Origin of the sequence: Pseudomonas sp. (assembly GCF_049645325.1) — a bacterium.
Lineage (GTDB): Bacteria > Pseudomonadota > Gammaproteobacteria > Pseudomonadales > Pseudomonadaceae > Aquipseudomonas.
The window spans coordinates 29,506-53,162 of the sequence record NZ_JBARTQ010000284.1 but is presented as its reverse complement, the minus strand read 5'-3'; the positions used below and the strand labels follow the sequence as shown (position 1 = coordinate 53,162).

The following is a 23,657-nucleotide window of genomic DNA, read 5'->3' as shown; positions in this document are numbered from 1 at the left end:
CGAAGAATCTCTTGACCTTATAGTGGCTATAAGGTGTTCACTCTCGCCATGAAAAGCGGAGAGCGTTCTCATGAAAAACTGTTGCGGTGACGAGCAAGCACCAAAAAAGCCAGCGGGCGTGGACGTTTTTGACCCTGTCGCATCCGGGAGCTGCTGTGCGACTTCCGCAACATCGGGTGAAGACGAAACCGATCGAGATCGAACTACCAGTTGCTGTTCTTCTAAGACCTCGGACGTGAATCCTGCGCTTTCAACAACCAAAAGTGCGGATGGCTGCTCTGCTGGAGGCAACGGCGGAAAGACAAGCTGCTCCACTTCATCTCCGACATCTTCTCAATATCCACCTACCGAACCGAACGAGCCCACCACCTCGGTTGTTACCGATGCATGTTGCTCTGCATCTGGAACGGATGGCCCAAGCGCGTGCGCATCCAAAGTGTCATCAGCCGTTGTCAACGACACGGCTCGCTTGAGTCGTTTCCGGATTGGGCAAATGTGCTGTCCTACCGAGCAGGCGATGATTGAGGGCAAGCTTGCAAAGATGCCTGGAATTCAGAAATTGGAATTCAACATGATGAACCGTACTCTAGGTGTCTGGCACGAATTGCCACATACCCTGGGAATCGAAGCGGCCGTGTCATCGCTTGGTATGCAGGCGGAACCGTTGAATGGCGCGGTCGACGTACCAGGCGCGGATAAGCAGCAAAGCCAGTTTGAAGCTGAATCACTGCGCAAAAGCACCTGGTGGCCGTTAGCGCTGTCTGGTATTGCTGCGGTAGGCGCGGAAATTTTGCATTTCACCCAGGCAGCCCCCGAATGGGTGATTGCTGCTGTAGCTTTAATCTCGGTAGCACTCTGCGGGCCCGCGACTTACAAGAAAGGTTGGATCTCTCTCAAAAATTTCAATCTCAACATAAACGCGTTGATGAGCATTGCGGTGACGGGAGCGGTCCTGATTGGGCAGTGGCCAGAAGCGGCGATGGTCATGTTTTTATTTACTGTTGCCGAATTGGTTGAGGCCAAGTCGTTGGATCGTGCACGCAATGCGATCAAAGGACTGATGGACTTGACCCCAAATCATGCAACGGTGCGCCAGGCAGACGGCAGTTGGCTGGACGTAGATGTCAAAACCGTCCAGATCAGCTCCTTGGTTCGAGTTCGCCCCGGCGAGCGCATTGGTCTGGATGGCAACGTGATCTCCGGCAACTCTACCGTAAACCAAGCCCCTATCACCGGGGAAAGCTTGCCCATCGAGAAAGCTGTCGGTGACCCTGTTTATGCCGGCTCGATCAATGAGTCCGGTTCCTTCGAGTACCGCGTGACGGCTGAGGCCAGCAATACGACACTGGCCCGGATTATTCATGCTGTGGAGGAAGCCCAAGGTTCACGCGCCCCGATCCAGCGGGTCGTCGATAAGTTCGCCAAGGTTTATACGCCATCGGTGTTTTTCTTCGCCCTTGCCGTTGCGATATTCCCGCCCCTGTTTATGGCCGGATTATGGGCTGACTGGATTTATCGGGCGCTGGTGCTTCTGGTAGTCGCTTGCCCTTGCGCACTGGTGATTTCGACCCCGGTGACCATTGTAAGCGGCCTCGCGGCAGCGGCGCGAAAAGGCATTTTAATCAAGGGCGGGGCGTACCTGGAAAGCGGTCGCAAGATCACCCATCTGGCCTTGGATAAAACTGGGACCATTACCCATGGCAAGCCCGTACAGACCGATTTCCTGCCTCTAGCTGATGGATTATCTAGAGATTATCGCATTGCCGCCGCGAGCCTTGCCCAACGTTCGGATCATCCGGTTTCGCGGGCTATTGCCAAACAAACGGCCCAGCAATCGCTGCGGTTGCTGGAAGTGGATAACTTCGAAGCGCTGCTGGGCCGAGGGGTCCGCGGCGAGATCGAGGGTAAGCGCTACCAGTTGGGTAACCATCGTTTGTTGGAGGAGTTGGGGTTCTGCTCACCTAATACCGAAGCCGCCCTGGGCCACCTTGAGCGGCAAGGGAAAACTGTAGTCATTCTGTCCGATGACAAACGGGCGCTGGCGTTGTTTGCAGTCGCCGATACGGTAAAAGCCACCAGCCGAGCCGCAATCGAGGAGCTTCACGCGTTAGGTGTGAAGACTGTGATGTTGACAGGGGACAACCCACATACCGCGCTGGCAATTGCCGCGCAGGTAAACATTGACGAGGCCAAGGGCAATCTCCTACCGATCGATAAGCTCAAAGCCATCGAAGCCTTGATCGATCATAAAGGCACCGTCGGCATGGTCGGTGACGGAATAAACGATGCCCCTGCGCTTGCTCGGGCTGATGTGGGCTTCGCGATGGGGGCAGCTGGCACCGATACGGCGATCGAGACTGCTGACGTAGCAATCATGGATGATGATTTGCGCAAGATTCCTGCCTTCATTCGTCTCTCCCGCCAGACCGGAGCAGTACTTACGCAAAACATTGCGCTCGCGCTGGGCGTTAAAGCCATCTTCCTAGCCGTTACGCTCACTGGTCACGCTACGATGTGGATGGCGGTATTCGCGGATATGGGGGTAAGCCTGTTGGTAGTACTGAATGGCCTGCGCTTGCTGCGCAAATGATACGGACACGATGCCTGCTTTGCTGTTCCAAGACCTGGATCCCAGTGGGTGATACCGCACGAGCAAGAGTCAGTGCTTTTCAAAAAATACCAGTTTCAGATGTACTGGAACGGTTACTACGGAATAGCCAATGAACGGTTTCCCAATGACAGCTCGTGTACAGCCGCCTACTTTGTGGTGGGGAATTGCAGCGGTCCTGGCGTTGATCGATCAAAGTCTAAAGCTTGGCGTCGAGCACCTTTATGAGCTGGGCTCATCGGTCGCCGTAGGCTCATTTTTCAACATAGTGCATGCACGCAATACCGGCGCCGCGTTCAGCTTCTTGGCTGACGCTGGAGGCTGGCAGCGTTACCTTTTCGTTGTTGTTGCGCTAGCCGTAGCATTGACGCTCGTCGCGATCCTTCAACGGGAACGTCACTGGAGCGAAGCCTTGGGCTATTGTCTCGTTTTGGGTGGGGCTGTTGGCAATCTTATCGACCGTTCTTTGCGAGGCTTTGTCGTGGACTATCTGGATTTTCACTATCAAGGCTGGCACTGGCCCGCGTTTAATCTCGCAGATATATGTATTGTCAGCGGCGCATCGTTTTTATTGGTCATAAGCGTGATTAGCCCCGCGTCGCCAAGCAAACGTTGACGATGGAGCGCCACCTTCCAGTACGTGTCCTAAGGTGGTCTGGTCGCGCATGGCTAACGCCTGGGTTAGCGGTTTTTGCTGGGCATGCTGGTCATCAAGATTGGCATCAGCATCAGGCTCACCAAATAGCTATAGGTATCGACGTGCCTGTAACAGTGGAATGCCTGCCGCGTCAGCACACCGAGTTTGCAGTGTTTATTCCAGCCGGTGTTCGGCATCGAATCAGCGGAGCCCTCATCGTTTCAATCTACTTGGACGTCTTGGCAGAAGAGGGCCAGGTTTTGCCGAAGACCATGACGCCGATTCCGATCAATATCGCCCCGGCTGACGCCGCACTAATTGCTGACTCCTTGAAGGCAGGCGCGGGAGACACTCGGTCCGCAGTGCGAAAAGCCCTACAGATAACCGATGCACCTCCAGTCGCCGATCCTCGCCTGGCAATAGTCAGCACGGCCATTTACCAGGGCATGGTACGACGTGAAGAGTTGGCAGCACTGGTACACCTGTCCCCAACTCGATTCTCGCATTGGTTCGTGGAACAAACCGGTTTGCCGCTGCGTAGCTATGCTAAATGGCTACGACTGACCCAAGCTGTTCGACATCTGGCATCCGGAGAACCTATAACCACCGCTGCGCACGCGTCAGGCTTCTCCGACTCAGCCCACTTTTCCAGAACCTTTCGCTCGCTGTTGGGTATAGATCCCTCATCGGCGCTCGCCGAAGTGAGCTTGCATTAAGCGACTAGGTTAGAGGCTTGCGGCCTTAGCTACAGGCCGCTCGCCGATTGGAATAGTTAAGCTTTTAGAGCCAGGATTCGACGTGCGCCGTTCAAAACGATCAGGCCAACGACCGTACCAATCACCAAGTCTGGGTACGGAGACCCTGTCCAAGCGACCAATGCTCCTGCAGCGATTACGCCAACGTTCGCAATCACATCGTTGGCTGAGAAAATCCAACTCGCTTTCATGTGTGCTCCTCCTTCGCGGTGGCTGTAGATCAGCCACAGGCAAGTGACGTTTGCCACCAGCGCGACGGCGCCTATCCCCATCATCAGCATCGATTCAGGTTCACTGCCATAGAGAAAGCGTCGAGCAACTTCCAAAAGCACACCCAAAGCTAGAATGATCTGAAACATACCTGCCAGGTGTGCTGCACGTACTTGCATTCCCGCGCTGCGGCCGACCGCAAAGAGGGCCAGCCCGTAAACGGCCGCATCAGCAAACATGTCCAGCGAGTCGGCAATCAGCCCCGTCGATTGGGCAATCAGGCCAGCACTCATTTCGGCGAGAAACATTGCACCATTGATGCCGAGCAATATTTTTAATGTGCTGGCTTCCTTTGAAGCGTTTTGCTCTTCATTGGCACTGTTGGCTGATACGGACTCTGGGCTGATGGGCTGCGTATCTAATAGCCTTGCCCCCAAGCCAAGTGACTCCAACTTGGTAGCGATCTGCTCTACGGCCCCTTCGTGAAAAACACTCACCTGTCTACCGGATAGGTCAAAAGAAAGTGAAGCTATTTCCTGCAAGCCATTCAGCGCGAGTCTGATCATCCGTTCTTCGGAAGGACAGTCCATTTTTGGTACTGAAAATTTGCTGATCCATGTCCCTTCATTTAATGGCTTAGCTGCTGCTTCTGGGCCTGCTGAAGCCGGGCCACAGCCACAGGATTTGTCACACGAACTCATGGGGCCGCTCCTCTAAATACACTTGATCCTGTCGATTACAAACCTTCTAGCCGCTATAAGGTCAAGCGAGGATATTCATCATTCGATTGTAGCTCTTTCGTTCAATCCAAACGCCAGCCTGTGACTTATCGTCTTCGCTTCCTAAAAGGAGGTGAGCGATGATCATTATTTTCCGATACGTCATACGTTGGATGAGCTATCCGCTCATATTTGGTGGCACCGCTGCGTTCATGGTTTGGGCGCTTTACACCGGGATTCCGCCATGGCCCACAACACTCCTGATCGCTATTGTGAGCTTGTTCACGATCGCCGCGCTGGAGCAATTCCAACCCTTTCGTCAATCCTGGCTCGAAGATCATCAAGACACCTCGACCGATTTATTGCATATGCTGGTCAACCTTTCTGTCATTCAGTTCACTGCTGAAGTCCTCGCCAAGCTTGGCGATGCGGTGCCGGCATCAGTTCGCCTTTTTCCCAGCGAGAGTCCCCTCTGGTTACAGCTGGTTCTGGTCGCAACCGTCCTCGATTTAAGCCTGTATGTCATGCATCGCATCAGCCATCGGGTGCATTGGCTGTGGCGTATGCACATGATTCATCACAGCGCTGATCGCCTTTATTGGATGAATGGGGAGCGCAGACATCCGCTGCATGCGGCGCTAATGGCCGGACCGGGGCTGGTGGTTCTGCTCGCCTCAGGTGCGCCGTCGGCCGTTATCGCGACTTGGTTCAGCATCTTGACCGTTCATTTAGCCTTCCAGCATTCGAACCTGGACTACTCGTTGGGCTGGTTACGCAACGTGATTGGAGTCGCCGAGACACATCGCTGGCACCATAAGCGAGAGTTCGAAGATGCCCAGGTCAACTTCGGAGAGTTTTTACTTATTTGGGATCACCTATTTGGAACCTTCTATGACGCAGCAAACAAGCTCGGTGATGCGCAGGTAGGGCTAAAAGAGCGAGACTTTCCAACAGGCTATCGTGCGCAGCTAATCGCGCCGTTTAGGCGCAAGCCTCAGAACCATATGATCTGAAGTTGCGTACCACGAAACGCCTATTCGCGCATTTACTGCCATGTGTTGTAGGGTCGTGTAGTGACGAACGTCGTAGGGTATGAGGAAGGTATGTATCGAAATTAGGGAGTTTATGTCTTTCGCATAAATTCCCTAATTTCAATACATACGCTGTGCTCAGCACCCCATTCCCAGCACTTGCCCAAAACGAATGCGGCCATCACTTCGTTTCGCTGAGTCACAAAGTGTCCGGTTCGAAGCCGATCCAGCGCCCATCACCCTCGAATCGCTCTTGAAATCAAAGCAAATGGCCTTAAGATGATCTTATCTTGCCATCATCGTTTTTAATCATGGATGTTTCTCGGGGGTAGGTCGGAATGGCAGAACAAGAAGATGCTAAGCCCGCAAGCGGGCGCTTCAACACAAATGAAGAGACGAAGCGGATCGTATGGACACAGACCGCTGGTCATTGTGAACTGTGCGGTACGGATCTGACGTTCGACTATCGTGCTGGCAAGCCAATGAGATGGGGCGAAGTGGCGCATATTCTGCCCGCCAGTCCCAAAGGCCCTCGGGGACGCGCGGATCATGATGCTGAGGCGCACACTAACGATACCGCTAATCTGATGCTCCTGTGCCCAGGTTGTCATGACAAAATTGATCGTGATGCAGACGGGTATCCTGAAAATGATTTGAGTGGTTTACACCAAGCGTACCTGGAACGCATCCGACTCGCCGCAACGACCCCCGATGGTGGTAGAGCCATTCCTCTCATCGTCCTGAGTCAGCATTTCCAGACGATCAACGACATTCCCGTTCGCGATCTGTTGACTGCGATGTCGGCTGAAGGACTAACGGCCTTCGATCAAGGCATTAAAATCACTTTCCCTGCACCCGGACCGCGAGGTAGGGACGCGACCTATTGGCAGAACATCAAAGACAGTGTCCAGTATGAGTTGGAGCAGCAACTCAAGCGTCGCGGCGGCACCTACGGCGATGCGCCTGCACTAGCTGTAGTGGGCTTGGCCGATATCCCGGCATTGATGATGTTGGGCCAGGGTATCGGCGACCGTTCCAAACGCTTGATCTTCTCCTTCCACCGCGAGCATCGGTTGCGCTGGCCCGATCAGTCCGCTGAGCCGCCCGCTTTTTTGTTTACACCTCCCTCCGACGGCGACGGGCCACTGGCGCTTGTGCTCTCCATTTCTGCGCAAGTCCCGGTTCGCGACGTGACCGACGCTCTGCCCGGTGCACGTATTGCAGAGCTGTCGATCCCAGAACCAAGCTATGCGATGGTACAGAACCGTCGGGTGATTCATGCCTTTCGTGACGCACTTCAAATACGGCTGAGCCAGCTTGAAGCTCTGACTCCTGAACCTATCCACGTCTTCGCCGCTATTCCTGCGGCATTGGCCATCGAGTTTGGTGCGTTGCTCACAACGCAGCATCAACATACGTACCTGATCTTTGATCGGGACAAAGAAAACCAAGATCGGTTTACGCAAACACTGCAATTGGGCTCGATGGCCCAGGAGGCTAGGTAAATGCTGTTGAGCAACGAACAGACCAAGCGCAGCAGTTGGGAATATTTTCTGCTTCGCGCCGCGCGGGAAATCTCGCTGTCGGAAGCGCAGTACCAGAAAATCAATGACCGCTACTCCCAACTGGAAAAAATCCTCTCGGCCTCCGACAACCCGCTCCTCGCTGAGGCCCATATCTTCGTTCAAGGCTCGATGCGGCTGAAAACGACCATCAAGCCAATCCCCGGTGCGCCTGCGGATCTGGACACCATTGATGCGGACGCGATTATCTGGCTCCCTCACGCTCAAGGCGCTAGTGCGAAGGAAGTTCTAGAAGCGATTGAGCAGCGTTTTAGGGAAGGCTCCCGCGTTCAGGAAGAAGTTAAGCAATTACGTCGTGGCATCCGGATTGTTTATGCCGACGAGAATCCAGGCTTCCACATCGATGTCACCCCCGCACGTGCGATCAACGGAAATGGCGAAGCCAACGGCGAGGGTAAACTGGAGGTTCCGGATCGGGTCACAGGGTGGAAAGCAAGCAGCCCTATCCCGTACTCGAATTGGTTACAGGTTGCCTCTGCCCAGGAAATTTCTCTGGAAAGCTTGGTAGTTGCCAAAAGCCAGCGGATGCTCGATGCCGCGACACAAGATCCTTTGCCGCATTATCAGGATTACATCGATCAAGATCCCCTGCGTGCGACCATAAAGCTGCTCAAGCGGCATCGCGATGAATGGGCCATCAACACAAGGAGCGCTGATACTCGCCCCATATCCGCTGTCATAACCACTTTGGCCACTCACGCATACCTGGATGTCGTGAAGGAATCACAGTCGAAGCCTTTGGCTCCGCTCGATGCAATTTTGGAAATCGTTCGTAGAATGCCGCAGCACATCGCGCATAGAGGTAACGATTGCTTTGTCTGCAACCCTGCCGATAACGGCGAAAACTTTGCAGAAAAGTGGAATCGACCAGGCGAGGGGCAAGGCTATCGACAAGCATTTGCCAAGTGGCATGCGGACGCCAGTGCATCCGTATCATTGGGTTTGGAAAGTTTTGAATCCAATGATTCCTTTGCAGAAGCAGTGAAAAAGAATTTCGGTATTGCACCGGCATTCATTTCGGCAGTGAACAATGAGATCCCTGCGAATTGGACCATGCCCGGCCGACCGGATGGCACTACTCGAAACTCTGCTTCGATGGGTTCGCTCTTCGGAGGAGCCAGCGGTGGCGGAACCTCTCAGTCGAGCGTAAAGCCAGTTGGACGCCTTGGCTGATCCTATTACGACGCCATTGCAGCGCGGAATCGCCGCACTGCGAAATACCCTAGGTCAGGATGCTGCCGATGCATTGCTCCAGCCCGCACCCATGCGGGCTGACGAAGCGGCGTCCTTTCACTTTCCCTTGCCCATCGATTACACGGGCCAGGAGCGGCGACTGCGTATTGGTTTTCCCTCCAACTTCCCCCGTGGGCTTTTGCGACTGAACGTCGAACCCTCTCCGTGGCTGGTCTGGCCGCATGCCACCAAGTCGGGGCTTTGCCTTCATGGCTTTCAGGAACGCCCCATTATGGGCTCCCCGGAGGTCGTTGTAGAGGACAGCCTTAATCGCCTAGCCCAGATCGTTTCGTTGTCCAAGATGGGATCAAGCCAGGCAACGCGCGATATCGAATTTCAGAATGAGATCACTACCTACTGGTCTTTCCAGCACGGTCAGTCATTCCAGAACCTCTTACTTTTGGATCGACCCCAGGCCGCCTCGCAATTGTTTGCGCTCAGCGATCCGCGCCGGGCTGTGCCATCCGGACAGGAAACGGTTTGGCTAGCATCGAACGTAGCTGCACTCAAAGGGCATTACCGACGGGTTGTCGGGCGCTCCGCTGTCATTCGCGCGGCCGAAACTCCCGGTTTTTACGTCAAGCTTCAGACCTATCCGGATATCCGCACCCCGGATCCAGAAGATCTAATGCTGTGGCTAACACCACATCTTCAACCAGACGATGCCGAGCAATTGCTGGCATGGTTTGAGCAGCATGGAACGTTGGCAAGTCGATGGATTGTTCTAGAGCTTCCAGGGGGGACGGATTCTCCAACTTATTGCCTCAATGTACGCTCGCTTGGCGTACAGCAGGAGCGGGGGGCAAAGTTTGGCTTGCGTACAGCGCGCCGCAGGCCAGCGATCGCAAATGCACATCCTCCGGCGCTCGTCCGAGCAACTGCCCTGGACGTGCTTGATCGAGCGTCCATTCTGTCCCGCGATAAAAGCGGCACTGCACAGCGCCTTGAAAATGCTCGGGTAGTTTGCGTTGGTGTTGGCTCGCTAGGCAGTGCGGTGGCAATACAGTTGGCACGATCCGGTGTTGGCCACCTTACCCTCATCGATCCTGACACCTTGGTGTCAGCCAATCTGGGAAGGCATGTTCTGGGAGCGGATAGCCTAGGGAGATTGAAAGCGTCAGCGTTGAGGGACAAGATTCTGTTAGATCTCCCGACGACAGAATGCACCGCTTATTCGACATTCGCCGAAGTGGTGATGAGCAGCAAACCAGAAGTGTTCGATAATGCAGATCTGGTGGTGATCACGACAGCAGACTGGCAGTCGGAGGTCACTGTATGGCGAGCCAAATCCAGCGGCGTTCCTTGGGGGGTCTTACAAGCCTGGAGCGAACCGTACACCCAGGTAGGCCATGCGCTATTCGCACCAGCCGGCACCTTTGATGGCCGTCATCTATTCACGGACGTCGGCGATTTCTTGCATAAATTTACAGAGTGGCCGGGAGGGGGTGTGGTTCCATTGCCCGCTTGTGGGGAGAGCTTTATCCCAGGCGGCTCGCTGGGGATGACCAATATCGCCTCTATGGTTTCGCACACGGCCTTACGCGCATTGACCGGCAACATTGCCACTGCATCTTGGGTCAGCAGTATCTACAGGCCTGAAGATGTGCCGAGCCTGGGAGGCCAATACCATGGGCCCGAACTGCCAGAGGGGGCGCAGCAAATTTTACTCGAGCGCGGATGGCCGGAAGATAAGGACGAAACGGTATGACGGATATTGCGTGGCGCTGGCGATGGCCGGAAGTTAATTCCGAGCTATTGGTGTCCCAAGCTGTCGCGGACATCTTGAATAGTCATCGGCAGGGCCTTTTTGGCGTGGAGCGAGGGGGACAGTTATTCGTCAATCCGGTTGATCCCAAAGGGTTGCTGCTGGCCTCGGCCACGTTGCCTCATCGCGCTGATCGGTCAGGCTGGTCTTGGCTAGAATTGGATGCGGAGCGATGCCGTCTGGAGATCCAGGCTGCCAACGAACAAGGGTTACGTCTAGTGGGCTATTGGCATACGCATCCCCAATCCATTCCAGTGATATCTCCGGCAGACATCGGAAGTTTTTCCAAATTTGCTGCACGTTACACGCAGGATCTGCCGCACCCCATAGCCGTTATTGTCGGCAAGTCCGAAAAACCAGAAGGTATCAAGGCTTGGTCATTCAGGGACGGCAGATACATTGAGGCAACCTGGGTCGGATGAGCTTCAAGTCCGTGCGGTGGAAGGCGGATCAGCGGTTACCTTTACCCGCTAACATTAGGGCGAAGAGCTCCGCCTGAAAGCGGGCATCATCCAATGCGTTATGGTTGGGTTCGCTGATTGGCTTCAGCGCAGCGGTCATTTTGGATGATTTTGTTTCCTGCCAATTGCAACCTACAGCGCCCATAAAGTAGGCCTTCATGTCGATAGCTGTGAAACCAAAGGGGTTGGTTTCCAAATATTTGTGGAAGTAGTAATTGACGAATGACCAGTCAAACGGTGCGTTTAGCCCTACGAAAATGACCTTCTGCCCCGTTTGGCAGGACGATTTCAGCCATTCACTAAGTGTCAGCATCGCCTCTCGCGGAGCGAGGCCCTCGTGCTCCAGCTTTTCCAGACTCAGCCCCGATACTGCCAGTGCTTCTGGATCGTGTTTTGGGCTATCAGGTCGCAGTTCAAGATAGATGGACGTTGCAGGTTGGTTTACAAGGCAAGCTCCAATGGAAAGCAGACTGTATTCGCCTGGTATAGGCCCAGACGTCTCGACGTCGACGGAAACGTATAGCTCATCAGCGTTCATGTCATATCCTTTTCGTGTAATTGCCTGATCACGCTACCAGCGTATTGCGCGTTCCTTTGGTCAGCTCTGCGCCCGAGCATAATGATGTGTGTCATTCTCTGATGGCTTTGATGAGGGCCAGGCGATCATGAGTGAAACTGAGCGGTGGGTAGCCAAATGCCAGAATACTGAGGACGGTACTGGCGACATCATCATTGAGCTGCCTCCAGAGTTGCTTGACCAAATGGGGTTAGGTATTGGGGACGATCTGGAGCTAACGGTAGCGAATGGCACAATAATGCTAACGCCCATGCACAACTTAACATCGGTGCTGCCCATGTTTGCTGGCATCCTGCGACAGGATGTCTATCATGCTTACCGCATGCGTCTGGAGGCCCTTCTTGATATCTCTGTCAATGCTTCGTGTCTGGACATTCACCACATGATAGTAGCTGGATTCCCGGCCTGTCTGGTCCATGTGCTGTGTGATAGTGGGACCCTTAGCAATGAAGAACGCGACAGAATCGTTCAACCAAAAGCGCTCAAAACAAGGTTGGCAGCCAATCAGCTCTTGACGCTGCATGAGAGCGATCGCCTGTTCCGGTTTGCACACATCAGCGCCTTGGCCGAGGTGATCTTCGGTGACAAAGGCAAGGCCAAACAATGGCTTTCCAAGCCCAAAGCCCGTTTTTTGGGTGAAAGCCCATCAGCGATGGTCACTACAACCATTGGCACACATCTAGTCGAAGAAATGCTGATTCAGGTGTCTGAGGGCCTTTCATTCTAGTTCCACCGCAGCCGAGTGGAACCAACCCTAAGTAATTATGCGAGCACAGCACGCATTGCTAAGGCGGCGCGCTCCATTAAAGTCGGGCGCTACAGAATTGAATATTTTTCTCGCCGACCTTCAGATAGCGCGCTGATCCGTGCTGCGTCAAAAGGTAACTGAAAAAATAATGCAGGCTTAATGCTGATGGGCTTACATCGTGCGTTATTAAGCGGCTCGCATGCGCTAGCTGAAAGCCAGCGTTAATTAATTGTTCGCGCCAATTCTGACGGCTACACTCCAACCTCATGAAACGCTACCTGCGGTTTTGTCTTATTTTCTTGATCAGCCTGGCGCTTCCCCTCAGCGGGATGGCGGGGGTGCAGGCACCGACAGAACCGTGCCCGATGAAAGCCACGGGCATGGCGATGATGGACGACATGGGCATGGATTGTTGCAATGACATGAAGAGCCCGACCGAGCATGGGAAACCCTGCAAACCGGGTCAGGAGTGCAAGACGGGCGGGATGCTACAAGTTTCGATCGTCAAGCCGCCCGTGACTCTGCTCAGCCCCGTCGTGCTGGCCTTTTCCAGCGATTCCGTTCCTTTGTCCACCCCATCCGGTGTATGGCGACCGCCCCGCGTCTGATTCCTGTCCGTTATTGAACCTCATCCTGTTTTTAACGGGATGGCATGGCTGTGCGCAGGCCTTTTGAAGCGCTCAGCGGATCATCGCAGGAATCGCAAACATGAACCCCAAGTGCTTTTGCACAGGTTGGTCCCTAGTGGCCGGTCTGGCGGCAAGCGTAGTGGCCTTGCCGAGCTTCGCTACCTCGCTGACGCTCGAAGAGGCCTTGCGGCTGGCCGAAAACACCGCGCCGTCGCTGTCTGCACAGGATGCAAAGATTCAGGCTGCCAGCAGTGCGGCCATTCCAGCGGGTGAGCTACCTGACCCGAAGTTGCTCGCTGGTCTGCAGAACTATCCCATCGGCGGCCCAGATCGCTGGAGCGTCAATGATGACTTCATGACCATGCAAATGGTCGGGGTCAGGCAAGACATGCCCAATAGTGACAAGCGCAGGGCGCGGATCGAGGTGGCGAACGCAGGGGTTGAGCGTGCCGCTGCCGAGCGTCAGGTCGAACGCCTGAACGTGCGCCAAGCCACGGCGCTGGCTTGGATCAGCAGCTATTCAATAGAGCGCAAAGACGCGCTGTTCCAGGACTTCTACAAGGAGAACCGCTTGCTGAGCGACACTGTCCGCGCGCAAATTGCCGGCGGTCGCGCACAACCGGCCGATGCCGTGACACCGAAGCAGGAAGCGGCGCAACTGGCCGAGCAGCAAGACGATCTGATACGCCAGCGTGCTCAAGCGCGCGCGGCGCTGAAACGCTGGATTGGTCCGGCCGCCAACGCAACGCCGGCGGGAAGTCTTCCGCAGTGGCCGATCGATACGTCAGGCTTGCCCCATAAACTGCAACATCATCCCGAGCTGGCCGCGTACGGGCCGATGACCCGTGAAGCGCAAGCCAAGGTGCGCGAGGCGCAGGCGGAGAAAAAGTCCGACTGGAGTTGGGAGGTGGATTATCAGCACCGTGATCGGCAGTTCGGCGACATGGTCAGCGTGCAACTTTCCTGGGATCTGCCGTTGTTTCCGCAGACCCGGCAAAACCCAAAAATTGCCGCACGAGAAGCCGAAGTCAACCAACTCGAATCCGAGCGCGAAGCCTTGTCACGCGAGCATACCGAGCAACTGGAAAGTGTACTGGCTGACTATGAACGGCTCAATCGTGCGGTCCAGCGCAATGCGCAAAGTCTGCTGCCGCTGGCCAAAGAAAAAGTCGAACTCAGCATGGCCAGCTACCGCGCCGGTAAAGGCGATTTGAATGCGGTTGTCGCCGCCCGACGTGAACTCATCGAGGCTCGTCTCAAACAAGTCGAAGTGGAGGAACAGCGAGCACTGATCAATGCACGACTGTATTTTGCGTATGGAGAGGCCAGCCAATGAGCCTTAAAAAGAGTGGGGTTTTGTTGGCAGGCGTTGCAATGGCAGTGGGGATCGCCGGTGGTTACTGGCTAGCACTTCAACGCGTCAGCGAAGTACGGGACGCTTCGTCTGAGCAAAATCAAAACGCACCAAATGAACGCAAAGCCATGTACTGGTATGACCCGATGTACCCCCAACAGAAGTTCGACAAACCGGGTAAATCGCCGTTCATGGACATGCAGCTGGTTCCGCAATACGCCAGTGGCGGCAACGATCAAGCGACGGTCAGCATCGATCCGAGCGTGGCGCAGAATCTCGGTCTGCGCTCGGCGATGGTCAGCCGTGGAGTGTTTGCATCCAGCCTTGATGTGAGTGGCATCCTCGCCTTTAACGAACGGGATGTTGCGGTTATCCAGGCTCGTACTCCAGGCTTTGTAGAGCGGGTCTACGCCCATGCACCCGGTGATCTGCTCAAAGCCAATGCGGCGCTGGCGGATATTCTGGTGCCCGAGTGGGCGGCGGCTCAGACTGAGTTCCTGGCCCTGAAAAATAACGGTGATCGCGACTTGCTCGCCGCTGCGCGGCAGCGCTTACTGCTTAGTGGAATGCCGCCGGGAGTGATTGCCCAGGTCGAACGTAGCGGTAAGGTCCAACCTTATCTGACTTTGACCAGCCCGATTGGCGGGGTGCTGCAAGAGCTCAACCTGCGCATAGGCATGACCGTCGCGGCAGGCGAGACACTGGCGCGGGTCAATGGTCTGAGCAGTGTCTGGCTGGCGGTGTCCGTTCCTGAATCCGACGCGGGTACCATCGCCGAGGGGCAAAAGGTCGAGGCGCAGTTGCCGGCCTTCCCTGGGACCAAGGTCAATGGCACTGTCAGCACAATTCTGCCGGACACCAATGCGGATAGCCGCACCCTGCGCGTACGGGTCGAACTACCCAATCCAGACGGTCGCCTAAAGCCCGGTTTGACGGCGCAAGTGCGCTTGAGCAGCTCAACTGAGCAGGGTGTGGTGTGGGTGCCGAGCGAGGCCGTCATTCGCACCGGTCGACGTGCCTTGGTGATGCTAGCCGAAGATGCTGGCCGATATCGCCCCGTTGAAGTGCAGCTCGGGCAGGAAAGCAGTGGCAAGACAGTAATTGTTAAAGGTCTGGATGAAGGTCAGAAGGTAGTTACCTCGGGCCAATTTCTGCTCGATTCGGAGGCCAGTTTAAAGGGTATCGTGGCCAGTTCAGCAGACGTACCACCCCGTATCGCAGCAGCCTCAGGTCTGCATGAGGCGGACGGGCAGATCGTCGAAATCGACGATAAAGAAGTCACACTCGCCCACGGCCCCTTCAAGACACTGGGCATGCCGGGCATGACGATGACGTTTCCACTTGCCAATCCTACCCTGATTCAGGGTCTGAAAACGGGCGACAAGGTTCGGGTCGCGGTGAGCCAAACCGACGATGGATTGCGTGTCGAACGTCTAGATAAAACGGGAGGTCAGCCATGATCGCTGCCCTCATCCGTTGGTCTGTTGCCAACCGCTTTTTGGTGCTGTTGGCGACACTTTTCGTCACAGCTTGGGGCATCTGGTCAGTTCAGAACACACCAATCGATGCACTACCGGATCTCTCCGATGTACAGGTGATCATCCGTACCCCTTATCCGGGACAAGCACCGCAGATTGTCGAGAATCAGGTCACCTATCCGCTGGCCACCACCATGCTTTCAGTACCTGGAGCCAAGACCGTGCGCGGGTATTCCTTCTTCGGCGACAGCTTTGTTTACGTGCTGTTCGAAGATGGTACCGACTTGTACTGGGCTCGCTCTCGGGTGCTGGAGTATTTGAGTCAAATACAAAGCCGGTTGCCAGCCAGCGCAAAGCCCGCACTGGGGCCGGACGCAACGGGAGTGGGCTGGATCTATCAGTACGCACTGGTGGATCGCACTGGTGGGCACGATCTCGCGCAACTTCGTGCGCTTCAAGATTGGTTCCTGAAGTTTGAACTCAAGACGCTGCCCAATGTTGCGGAAGTGGCCACCGTGGGCGGCATGGTCAAGCAATACCAAGTACAGCTCGATCCGCTCAAGATGGCCAATCTCGGGATCACTCAGGCACAGGTGACTGAAGCCATCGGCAAGGCCAATCAGGAAACCGGTGGTGCTGTGCTGGAAATGGCCGAAACCGAGTTTATCGTGCGAGCTTCGGGTTATCTAAAGACGCTCAACGATTTTCGGACGATCCCGCTGAAGTTGGAATCAGGCGGTGTGCCTGTAAGCCTTGGCGATGTCGCCACGATTCAGCTTGGGCCGGAAATGAGACGAGGCATCACTGAACTTGACGGGGAAGGCGAGACCGTCGGTGGCGTAGTGATTTTGCGCAGCGGTAAGAATGCTCGCGAGACCATTACGGCGGTGAAGAGCAAACTGGATGAGTTGAAAAGCAGTCTCCCAGCAGGCGTAGAAATCGTAACAACCTACGATCGCAGCAAGCTGATCGACCGCGCAATAGACAACCTCAGTTACAAGCTGCTGGAAGAGTTCATCGTCGTTGCCCTGGTGTGCGGGATCTTCCTCTGGCACCTGCGCTCATCCTTGGTGGCAATCATTTCGCTACCTGTGGGGGTGTTGATTGCATTCATTGTCATGCGGTACCAGGGCATCAACGCCAACATCATGTCCTTGGGTGGGATCGCTATCGCTATCGGTGCCATGGTCGATGCCGCAGTGGTGATGATTGAAAATGCACACAAGAAAATAGAATTCTGGCACACCTCTCATCCTGGGCAGGAGTTGAAGGGTGAGCAGCATTGGCATGTGATGACCGATGCAGCGGCCGAGGTCGGCCCCGCGCTTTTCTTTTGTCTGTTGATCATCACGCTGTCGTTCATTCCGGTGTTCACATTGGAGGCTCAGGAAGGAAGATTGTTTGGCCCACTGGCGTTTACCAAGACCTACGCCATGGCGGCAGCGGCGGGATTGTCGGTGACGTTGGTGCCGGTGCTGATGGGTTATTGGATTCGGGGACGAATTCCGAGTGAGCAACATAACCCTTTAAACCGCTGGTTGATACGGATCTACCAACCCGCGTTGGACGCAGTTCTGCGCCGTCCGAAAACTACTCTGCTGGTGGCGCTGTTGGTATTTGTCAGTGCGCTATGGCCAATGTTTCGCTTGGGTGGGGAGTTCCTTCCACCACTGGACGAAGGGGATCTGCTCTACATGCCTTCAGCCCTGCCGGGGTTGTCGGTGCAGAAGGCTGCACAACTGCTGCAACAGACCGATCGCCTAATCAAAACAGTCCCTGAAGTTGAACACGTTTTCGGCAAGGCCGGTCGTGCTGAGACCGCTACTGATCCAGCGCCGTTGGAAATGTTTGAAACCACGATTCAGTTCAAACCGCATGAGCAATGGCGCCCAGGCATGACCCAGGAAAAATTGGTGGAGGAGCTGGACCGCGTGGTACGCGTGCCTGGCTTGACCAATATTTGGATACCCCCGATTCGCAACCGCATCGACATGCTGGCCACAGGGATCAAAAGTCCCATCGGGGTGAAAGTTGCCGGCACTAACCTGACGGAAATCGATTCGGTCACCCAGGCGGTTGAAAAGGCAGCCAAAAATGTGCCCGGTGTCAGCTCCGCGTTGGCCGAGCGCCTGACCGGTGGCCGCTACATCGATGTGGATATCGATCGTAATGCAGCCGCCCGCTACGGCATGAATATCGCTGATGTGCAGTCCATCGTGGCTGGTGCTATCGGAGGCGAAAATATCGGGGAGACCATTGAGGGGCTCGCACGTTTTCCGATCAGCGTCCGTTATCCGCGAGAGTGGCGTGACTCACCGGGAGCCTTGGAACAATTGCCCATTTACACATCGTCAGGCATCCAGATCACCCTCGGTACTGTGGCAAAAATAAAAATCACTGACGGTCCACCAATGCTCAAGAGCGAGAACGCGCGGCCTTCGGGCTGGGTATACATCGATGTGCGTGGTCGGGACATTGCCTCCGTGGTCGCCGATCTTCGTCAGGTCGTCAATCAACAGGTCAAGTTGCAGCCTGGTATGAGCCTGAGCTACTCGGGGCAGTTCGAGTTTCTCGAAAGAGCTAACGCACGACTAAAGCTGGTCGTACCGGCCACGCTATTGATCATCTTCGTGCTGCTTTACCTGACATTCGCTCGATTCGATGAGGCCCTGTTGATCATGGCCACACTCCCTTTTGCTCTCACCGGAGGGGCATGGTTCCTCTATTTGCTCGGTTTCAATCTGTCGGTGGCAACGGGGGTCGGCTTCATCGCACTGGCCGGGGTTTCTGCAGAGTTCGGCGTGATCATGCTGCTCTACCTGAAGAATGCTTGGGCTGAACGTGTGGGCCTTGGCGATAACTCTGAACATGCACTAGTGGCGTCGATTCGTGAAGGCGCTGTGCAGCGGGTGCGTCCCAAAGCTATGACTGTGGCTGTCATCATCGCGGGCCTGTTGCCCATACTGTTGGGCAGTGGTACCGGCAGCGAAGTGATGAGCCGAATTGCCGCGCCAATGGTCGGCGGCATGGTAACTGCGCCCTTGCTTTCCCTGTTTGTCATCCCGGCGGCCTATCGCTTAATGCGTCGTCGAAATCTACCTAGCAAACCCGTAACTCTGAAAGGAAATGTCGTATGAAACTGACCCTTATTACAGTTGCCAGCACTGCGGTTGTGCTCTCTTTCGCTGCCCATGCACAAGACACGTCAGCAATGAAAATGGACGGTATGGAAGGCATGGAAATGAAGCAGGAATCAAGGCAGATGGCTGTCGCCGATGCCGAGGGCACGATCAAGGCCATTGATCCTGCGAAGCATACCGTGACACTCGCTCACGGTGCCGTCCCAGCTGTTCAATGGCCGCCGATGACCATGGCCTTTTCCGTGTCGGATGACCAATTGGCAGGGTTGAAGGTAGGAGATCGTGTGTCATTCACCTTTCGGGTCGAAGGAGGTAAAGGAACGATTGTTTCCATAAAAAAATGAGTTACTAATGCTGTCGGTTACCTGCACGCATCGTCACGCTGGTAACCGCGCTGTTCCAAGCGAAGCTCACGGATCTAACGCGACATTCTAAAGGGCTGAAAACCCGGCAAGTGGCAGCCCTTCAAACACGATTCTTTACGGGGCAGCAAAGAAAGACATGAACTACAAAGTGAGGGTTGCGACATCTGATGACGCATCTGCCGTCCAGGCCATCTATGCGCCAATGGTTTTGGACACAGTCATCTCGTTCGAGTTGATACCACCGACGGTTGATGAGATGGCAGCACGAATAGCCGCAACAGTGCCGATATATCCCTTTCTGGTCGCAGAGGTAGAAGGCAAGGTCGTTGGATACGCTTACGCAGGTCAGCATCGAGCCAGGGAAGCTTATCGCTGGTCGGTAGACGTCACCGTCTATATCGACCCTGCGGTACACAGAAAAGGACTTGGTCGTGCGCTTTATCAGCGACTTCTACCGCTCCTCGAAAAACAGGGGTTTCATGCAGCCTATGCCGGCATTGCCTTACATAACGCAGGAAGCATAGGTATCCATGAAGCGCTCGGATTTACCCACATCGGCACCTACCCCGAAGTTGGGTACAAGCACAGCCAGTGGCATAGCGTGGGCTACTGGCGCAAACCGCTTTGTGCGGTGACGCCACCTAAAGAAATCATCCCATTCATTGAGGTAGAGGGAGTGTAAAGGTCAAGGGTGAGATGACGTTGCTGCTATTCGTCGGCATTGAAACCGGGCGGTTCACTTGGAGCTATGCTGATTGATGATTCTCGTTCGAGTCGGTGTATTGATCGACTGGAGGAACGGATGAATTTGGATGATTTTATCTCAGTGCTTTCCGCAGGTGAGGAAATAGGCGGGTGCCAACTCGCCAATTCAGATGCTGTGGCACTCGCCAATCTGCATTTTCCTTTCCGTGCCTATTGTCTTGTTTCTGAATGGGCGATATTAGATCTCGACGTTACAACGTCTCAGCGGCAAGCGATCGCCGATAGAGAGCTAATCCCTGCTCTGGTTTACGCTTTAACCGTTATCCAAGACAGCAGAGGCCGCTTCCAACCTGGCGATTGGGTCAGAACAACGTTGGGGGTTTCCTTCACTCACGCGTGCTTATTTGAGACGAAAAATACGGTTTATGTGCTTATTGGCGCCGGCCGTAGGGTGAGCACAGACTTAAACATCGCATTGAGCTTGTGTTGAAGGCCTCAGCTTATGCGATCCCCCTTCATGACTGCTTACATTAACTGTTCGTGTCAAACTATGTTGTGAAAAGCCGGACCCTGTATTTGAAGTTCAGTCCATCTGTGTCAGTCTATATTGCTGTTGTCTCTACCCCGAGTCGTTGTACAGACCCCGATTTACGCGAGGTGCTGTGTCAAACTATGTTGTTGTTAACCACTGCCATGGAAGCTTTAGTCCGGGTCATAGAGACTGGCTCGTTCTCTGGCGCGGCACGACAGCTTCATGTGGGTCAGCCAGCCATTTCAAAGTCCATCGCCCAGCTCGAAGAGCGGCTGGGCGTGCGGCTGCTCCTGCGCTCCACTCACGGCCTGACACCTACAGAAGCCGGGCAACACTTCTACGAACACGCCAGACGTTCGATTGAAGAGGCTGACGAGGCAGACAGTGCTGCTCGCGGGGCCGGGGTTACGTTATCCGGGCGTTTGCGGATTTGCGCCGCCGTGACCTTCGCGAGGCTGCACATCGTGCCTTACCTGGGGCAATTCCTGGCGGAGCACCCGTTGCTCGATGTTGAGGTGGTGCTGGACGACCGCAACGTCGACCTTATCGAAGCCGGCATTGACGTTGCGCTGAGAATGGGCGATTTGGTCGACTCCGGGTTGACGGCCAGGAAGATCGCGCAGGGCCGCCGCCTGGTGCTCGGCACTCCGGCCTATTTTGAGAGGGCCGGGGAACCCCTGACCCCCGCTGACCTGGTTTCACATCAGGCCATTGTCTACGACCAGCGAGGTGGCGGGGCAGTGTGGACGTTCCAACAAGGCACGGCGAACACCGCAGTGACCCTTCGCGGTCGCCTGCGCATCACTGCTGCCGAAGGCATCCGCGAAGCCGTTTTGGCTGGGCTTGGCCTTACAGTTTCTTCCGAGTGGATGTTCGTGCCTGAATTGCGGGCGGGAACGGTGATGACCGTTCTGCAAGACTGGACCTTGCCGCCCATCGACCTGTGGGCGGTATTCCCGACCGGTCGCCAGGCGAGCGCCAAGGCCCGGGCTTTTGTTGCGTTCGTGGAATCGCGGATGGTCGCGGCATCCCGACAGCAATAATGACCCTCCTTCAATGCAACGGTAATTCCCATCTGGAATAACCTAAATGCCTGGATACCCTCTATAAGGCATGTAATCCGCCCATTACCTTTGAGTCCTTGGTCCGTAACCCACGGGCATTCAACGGGTGGAGCACATCATGACCCTGAGACTCAAAGGCAAAGTTGCCGTCGTCACAGGCGGTAACAGCGGCATTGGGCTGGCCACGGCGAAGCGTTTCGTGGACGAAGGCGCCAGCGTCTTCATTTTCGGTCGCCGCCAGTCGGCGCTGGACGAAGCCGTCGCCTTGATTGGCGGCGATATCACTGCGGTCCAGGGCGACGCCTGCGAGCCGCTCGACCTCGATAGGCTTTATGCGACCGTCGAGCAGGCGAAGGGCAAGCTCGATGTGCTTTTCGCCAACGCAGGGCTGGTGGAACTTCGTCCGCTTGATGAATTCTCCATCGAGCATTTCGACAAGACCTTCGATGTGAATGTGCGTGGCCTTGCCCTCACCGTGCAAAAGGCGTTGCCGCTCATGCGCGATGGCGCCTGCGTCATCCTCACCGGTTCGATTGCCGGGGTTAAAGGGTTTCCTGGCTACGGCACCTACAGCGCCAGCAAGGCCGCCGTCCGCTCGTTCGCCCGCACGTGGACGATGGAACTGAAGGATCGGGGCATCCGCGTCAACACCATCAGCCCCGGCGCGATCGACACGCCGATCATGGAAAGCCAGGTCTCCACCCCCGAGGAGGCCGCAGCGTTGCGCAGCCAATACGCCCAGGCAACCCCGCTCGGTCGGCTTGGCCGGCCGGAAGAAGTCGCCTCGGTCGCCCTGTTCCTCGCCTCTGAAGACAGCAGCTTTGTGGCCGGCATCGACCTCTTCGTCGACGGCGGCATTGCCCAAGTCTAGACACCGCACCCACTCAAGCAGACGGAACCCATCATGACCAAACTCTTTAGCCCAACCCGTGTTGGCACCCTCAACCTGGCGCACCGCGTCGTCCTGGCCCCGCTCACGCGCTTGCGAACCGACGCGGGCGACGTACCGGGTGACTTGATGGTCGAGTACTACACGCAGCGCGCCTCGAAGGACGCTCTGTTGATCTCCGAGGCCACCAGCGTGTCACCCATGGGCATCGCTTATGCCCTCGCACCCGGTATCTACACCGACGCGCAGGTGGCTGGCTGGAAGCGTGTAACCGACGCCGTGCATGCCAAGGGCGCGAGCATTTACCTGCAGATCTGGCACGGCGGCCGTCAGGCCCATCCGGGCAACCTGGATGGCGCACAACCCGTCGCTCCTTCGGCGATCCGCGGTGAAGAGAAATCCGTTATTCGCGATGGCGACGGTATTGCCGAGGCTGATCAGGTCGTGCCGCGCGCGCTCGGGATCGAGGAGATCCCCGGCGTCATTGAAGAATTCCGTCGCGGGGCTGAGCGCGCCAAGGCTGCCGGCTTCGACGGCGTAGAGCTGCATGGTGCCAACGGTTACCTGCCGGACCAGTTCCTGCAAGACGGCACCAACCATCGCGACGACGCTTACGGCGGCCCTGTAGAGAACCGCGCCCGGTTCATGCTGGAGGTCGTCGAGGCACTGGTTTCGGTGTGGGGCGGTGATCGCGTGGCGGTGCGAATCTCGCCCAGTGGCCAGTTCGGCACCATGTCGGACAGCAACCCGGCGGCGACCTTCGGCTACCTGGCGCAGGCGCTCAACCGCTTCGGCCTGGCCTACCTGCACGTCATCGAACCGCGCATTCGCGGCGCCGACGACGCCGAGGTGAATGTGCCCGCGGTGGCCTCCAAGAGTCTGCGCGGGATCTTCAAAGGGCCGATCGTGGCCGCTGGCGGATTCTCCCGGGAAACCGCCGAAGAGATCATCGCAGCGGGTGATGCGGACCTGGTAGCGTTCGGACGGCTCTTCATCTCCAACCCCGACCTGCCTGAGCGCCTGCGCAGCGGTGCGCCACTCAATGACTACGATCGCAACACCTTCTACGGCGGCCGTGGCGAAGGCTACGTCGATTACAGCTTTTTGAACGAAGTCGCTGTGTAAACGAAGCTTCACGAAATAAACCCGTACTTCCAGGTGTTCCCTCAGGGAG

At 55.9% G+C, this 23,657-nt stretch carries 21 protein-coding genes; 19 read left to right on the top strand and 2 right to left on the bottom strand.

Annotation, left to right across the window (positions count from 1 at the left end):
* Positions 1 to 517 precede the first annotated feature (517 nt).
* From WBB95_RS12740 to WBB95_RS12730, 3 genes are all read left to right on the top strand, one after another.
* Positions 518 to 2,590, top strand: coding sequence for a heavy metal translocating P-type ATPase (locus WBB95_RS12740; protein WP_232392676.1), 2,073 nt, complete (start codon positions 518 to 520; stop codon positions 2,588 to 2,590).
* A 130-nt stretch (positions 2,591 to 2,720) separates the two neighbouring features.
* A complete protein-coding gene (gene lspA, locus WBB95_RS12735) occupies positions 2,721 to 3,224 on the top strand; it encodes a signal peptidase II (RefSeq protein WP_019816991.1) in 504 nt (167 codons plus the stop codon).
* A 143-nt stretch (positions 3,225 to 3,367) separates the two neighbouring features.
* Positions 3,368 to 3,961 carry a helix-turn-helix transcriptional regulator gene (locus WBB95_RS12730; RefSeq protein ID WP_225568928.1) on the top strand — a complete coding sequence of 198 codons (594 nt, stop codon included), beginning with the start codon at positions 3,368 to 3,370 and terminating at the stop codon, positions 3,959 to 3,961.
* Positions 3,962 to 4,017: 56 nt separating this feature from the next.
* Here the strand turns inward: WBB95_RS12730 and WBB95_RS12725 are convergent, their stop codons facing one another.
* On the bottom strand, positions 4,018 to 4,911 hold the full coding sequence (locus WBB95_RS12725; RefSeq protein WP_032872266.1) for a cation transporter: 894 nt from the start codon (positions 4,909 to 4,911) through the stop codon (positions 4,018 to 4,020).
* A 158-nt stretch (positions 4,912 to 5,069) separates the two neighbouring features.
* On the opposite strand from WBB95_RS12725, the gene WBB95_RS12720 reads away from it, so the two are divergent.
* The 5 genes from WBB95_RS12720 (at position 5,070) to WBB95_RS12700 (ending at position 10,963) form a co-directional block, all read left to right on the top strand.
* Positions 5,070 to 5,942 (top strand): sterol desaturase family protein, encoded by an 873-nt coding sequence (locus WBB95_RS12720; RefSeq protein WP_019816994.1) that lies wholly within the window; start codon positions 5,070 to 5,072, stop codon positions 5,940 to 5,942.
* A gap of 356 nt (positions 5,943 to 6,298) precedes the next feature.
* Entirely contained in the window at positions 6,299 to 7,465 is a 1,167-nt protein-coding gene (locus WBB95_RS12715) for an SAVED domain-containing protein (protein ID WP_019816995.1), read from the top strand.
* Complete coding sequence (locus WBB95_RS12710; RefSeq protein ID WP_019816996.1) at positions 7,466 to 8,716, top strand: nucleotidyltransferase domain-containing protein; 1,251 nt, start codon at positions 7,466 to 7,468, stop codon at positions 8,714 to 8,716.
* Positions 8,700 to 10,484 (top strand): HesA/MoeB/ThiF family protein, encoded by a 1,785-nt coding sequence (locus WBB95_RS12705; protein ID WP_019816997.1) that lies wholly within the window; start codon positions 8,700 to 8,702, stop codon positions 10,482 to 10,484. Before WBB95_RS12710 ends, WBB95_RS12705 begins: the two co-directional genes overlap by 17 nt.
* On the top strand, positions 10,481 to 10,963 hold the full coding sequence (locus WBB95_RS12700) for a Mov34/MPN/PAD-1 family protein (protein WP_019816998.1): 483 nt from the start codon (positions 10,481 to 10,483) through the stop codon (positions 10,961 to 10,963). The genes WBB95_RS12705 and WBB95_RS12700 overlap by 4 nt, the downstream gene beginning before the upstream one ends.
* A 28-nt stretch (positions 10,964 to 10,991) precedes the next feature.
* Here the strand turns inward: WBB95_RS12700 and WBB95_RS12695 are convergent, their stop codons facing one another.
* The gene (locus tag WBB95_RS12695; protein WP_054916991.1) at positions 10,992 to 11,540 is read right to left on the bottom strand and encodes a 3'-5' exonuclease; all 549 of its coding nucleotides are present in this window, start codon (positions 11,538 to 11,540) and stop codon (positions 10,992 to 10,994) included.
* 88 nt (positions 11,541 to 11,628) lie between these two features.
* On the opposite strand from WBB95_RS12695, the gene WBB95_RS12690 reads away from it, so the two are divergent.
* From WBB95_RS12690 to WBB95_RS12640, 11 genes are all read left to right on the top strand, one after another.
* The gene (locus tag WBB95_RS12690) at positions 11,629 to 12,306 is read left to right on the top strand and encodes an antitoxin Xre/MbcA/ParS toxin-binding domain-containing protein (protein WP_236170285.1); all 678 of its coding nucleotides are present in this window, start codon (positions 11,629 to 11,631) and stop codon (positions 12,304 to 12,306) included.
* 287 nt (positions 12,307 to 12,593) lie between these two features.
* Positions 12,594 to 12,935, top strand: a complete 342-nt coding sequence (locus tag WBB95_RS12685; protein ID WP_054916990.1) for a hypothetical protein — start codon at positions 12,594 to 12,596, stop codon at positions 12,933 to 12,935.
* A gap of 100 nt (positions 12,936 to 13,035) precedes the next feature.
* Positions 13,036 to 14,292 (top strand): TolC family protein, encoded by a 1,257-nt coding sequence (locus tag WBB95_RS12680; protein WP_198719455.1) that lies wholly within the window; start codon positions 13,036 to 13,038, stop codon positions 14,290 to 14,292.
* Positions 14,289 to 15,770, top strand: coding sequence for an efflux RND transporter periplasmic adaptor subunit (locus WBB95_RS12675; RefSeq protein WP_054916987.1), 1,482 nt, complete (start codon positions 14,289 to 14,291; stop codon positions 15,768 to 15,770). The genes WBB95_RS12680 and WBB95_RS12675 overlap by 4 nt, the downstream gene beginning before the upstream one ends.
* Positions 15,767 to 18,925: an efflux RND transporter permease subunit gene (locus tag WBB95_RS12670; RefSeq protein WP_062386182.1), complete on the top strand. Its 3,159-nt coding sequence runs from the start codon at positions 15,767 to 15,769 to the stop codon at positions 18,923 to 18,925. The genes WBB95_RS12675 and WBB95_RS12670 overlap by 4 nt, the downstream gene beginning before the upstream one ends.
* Positions 18,922 to 19,272 (top strand): copper-binding protein, encoded by a 351-nt coding sequence (locus WBB95_RS12665; RefSeq protein ID WP_062386181.1) that lies wholly within the window; start codon positions 18,922 to 18,924, stop codon positions 19,270 to 19,272. Before WBB95_RS12670 ends, WBB95_RS12665 begins: the two co-directional genes overlap by 4 nt.
* Before the next feature lie 157 nt (positions 19,273 to 19,429).
* Positions 19,430 to 19,975: an arsinothricin resistance N-acetyltransferase ArsN1 family B gene (locus WBB95_RS12660; RefSeq protein ID WP_198719456.1), complete on the top strand. Its 546-nt coding sequence runs from the start codon at positions 19,430 to 19,432 to the stop codon at positions 19,973 to 19,975.
* A gap of 120 nt (positions 19,976 to 20,095) precedes the next feature.
* On the top strand, positions 20,096 to 20,488 hold the full coding sequence (locus WBB95_RS12655; RefSeq protein ID WP_062386179.1) for a DUF6957 family protein: 393 nt from the start codon (positions 20,096 to 20,098) through the stop codon (positions 20,486 to 20,488).
* A 182-nt stretch (positions 20,489 to 20,670) separates the two neighbouring features.
* Positions 20,671 to 21,573 (top strand): LysR family transcriptional regulator, encoded by a 903-nt coding sequence (locus tag WBB95_RS12650; RefSeq protein WP_424487912.1) that lies wholly within the window; start codon positions 20,671 to 20,673, stop codon positions 21,571 to 21,573.
* A 139-nt stretch (positions 21,574 to 21,712) separates the two neighbouring features.
* Positions 21,713 to 22,465: an SDR family NAD(P)-dependent oxidoreductase gene (locus tag WBB95_RS12645; RefSeq protein WP_424487911.1), complete on the top strand. Its 753-nt coding sequence runs from the start codon at positions 21,713 to 21,715 to the stop codon at positions 22,463 to 22,465.
* A gap of 33 nt (positions 22,466 to 22,498) precedes the next feature.
* Complete coding sequence (locus WBB95_RS12640; protein ID WP_424487910.1) at positions 22,499 to 23,608, top strand: alkene reductase; 1,110 nt, start codon at positions 22,499 to 22,501, stop codon at positions 23,606 to 23,608.
* Positions 23,609 to 23,657 lie beyond the last annotated feature (49 nt).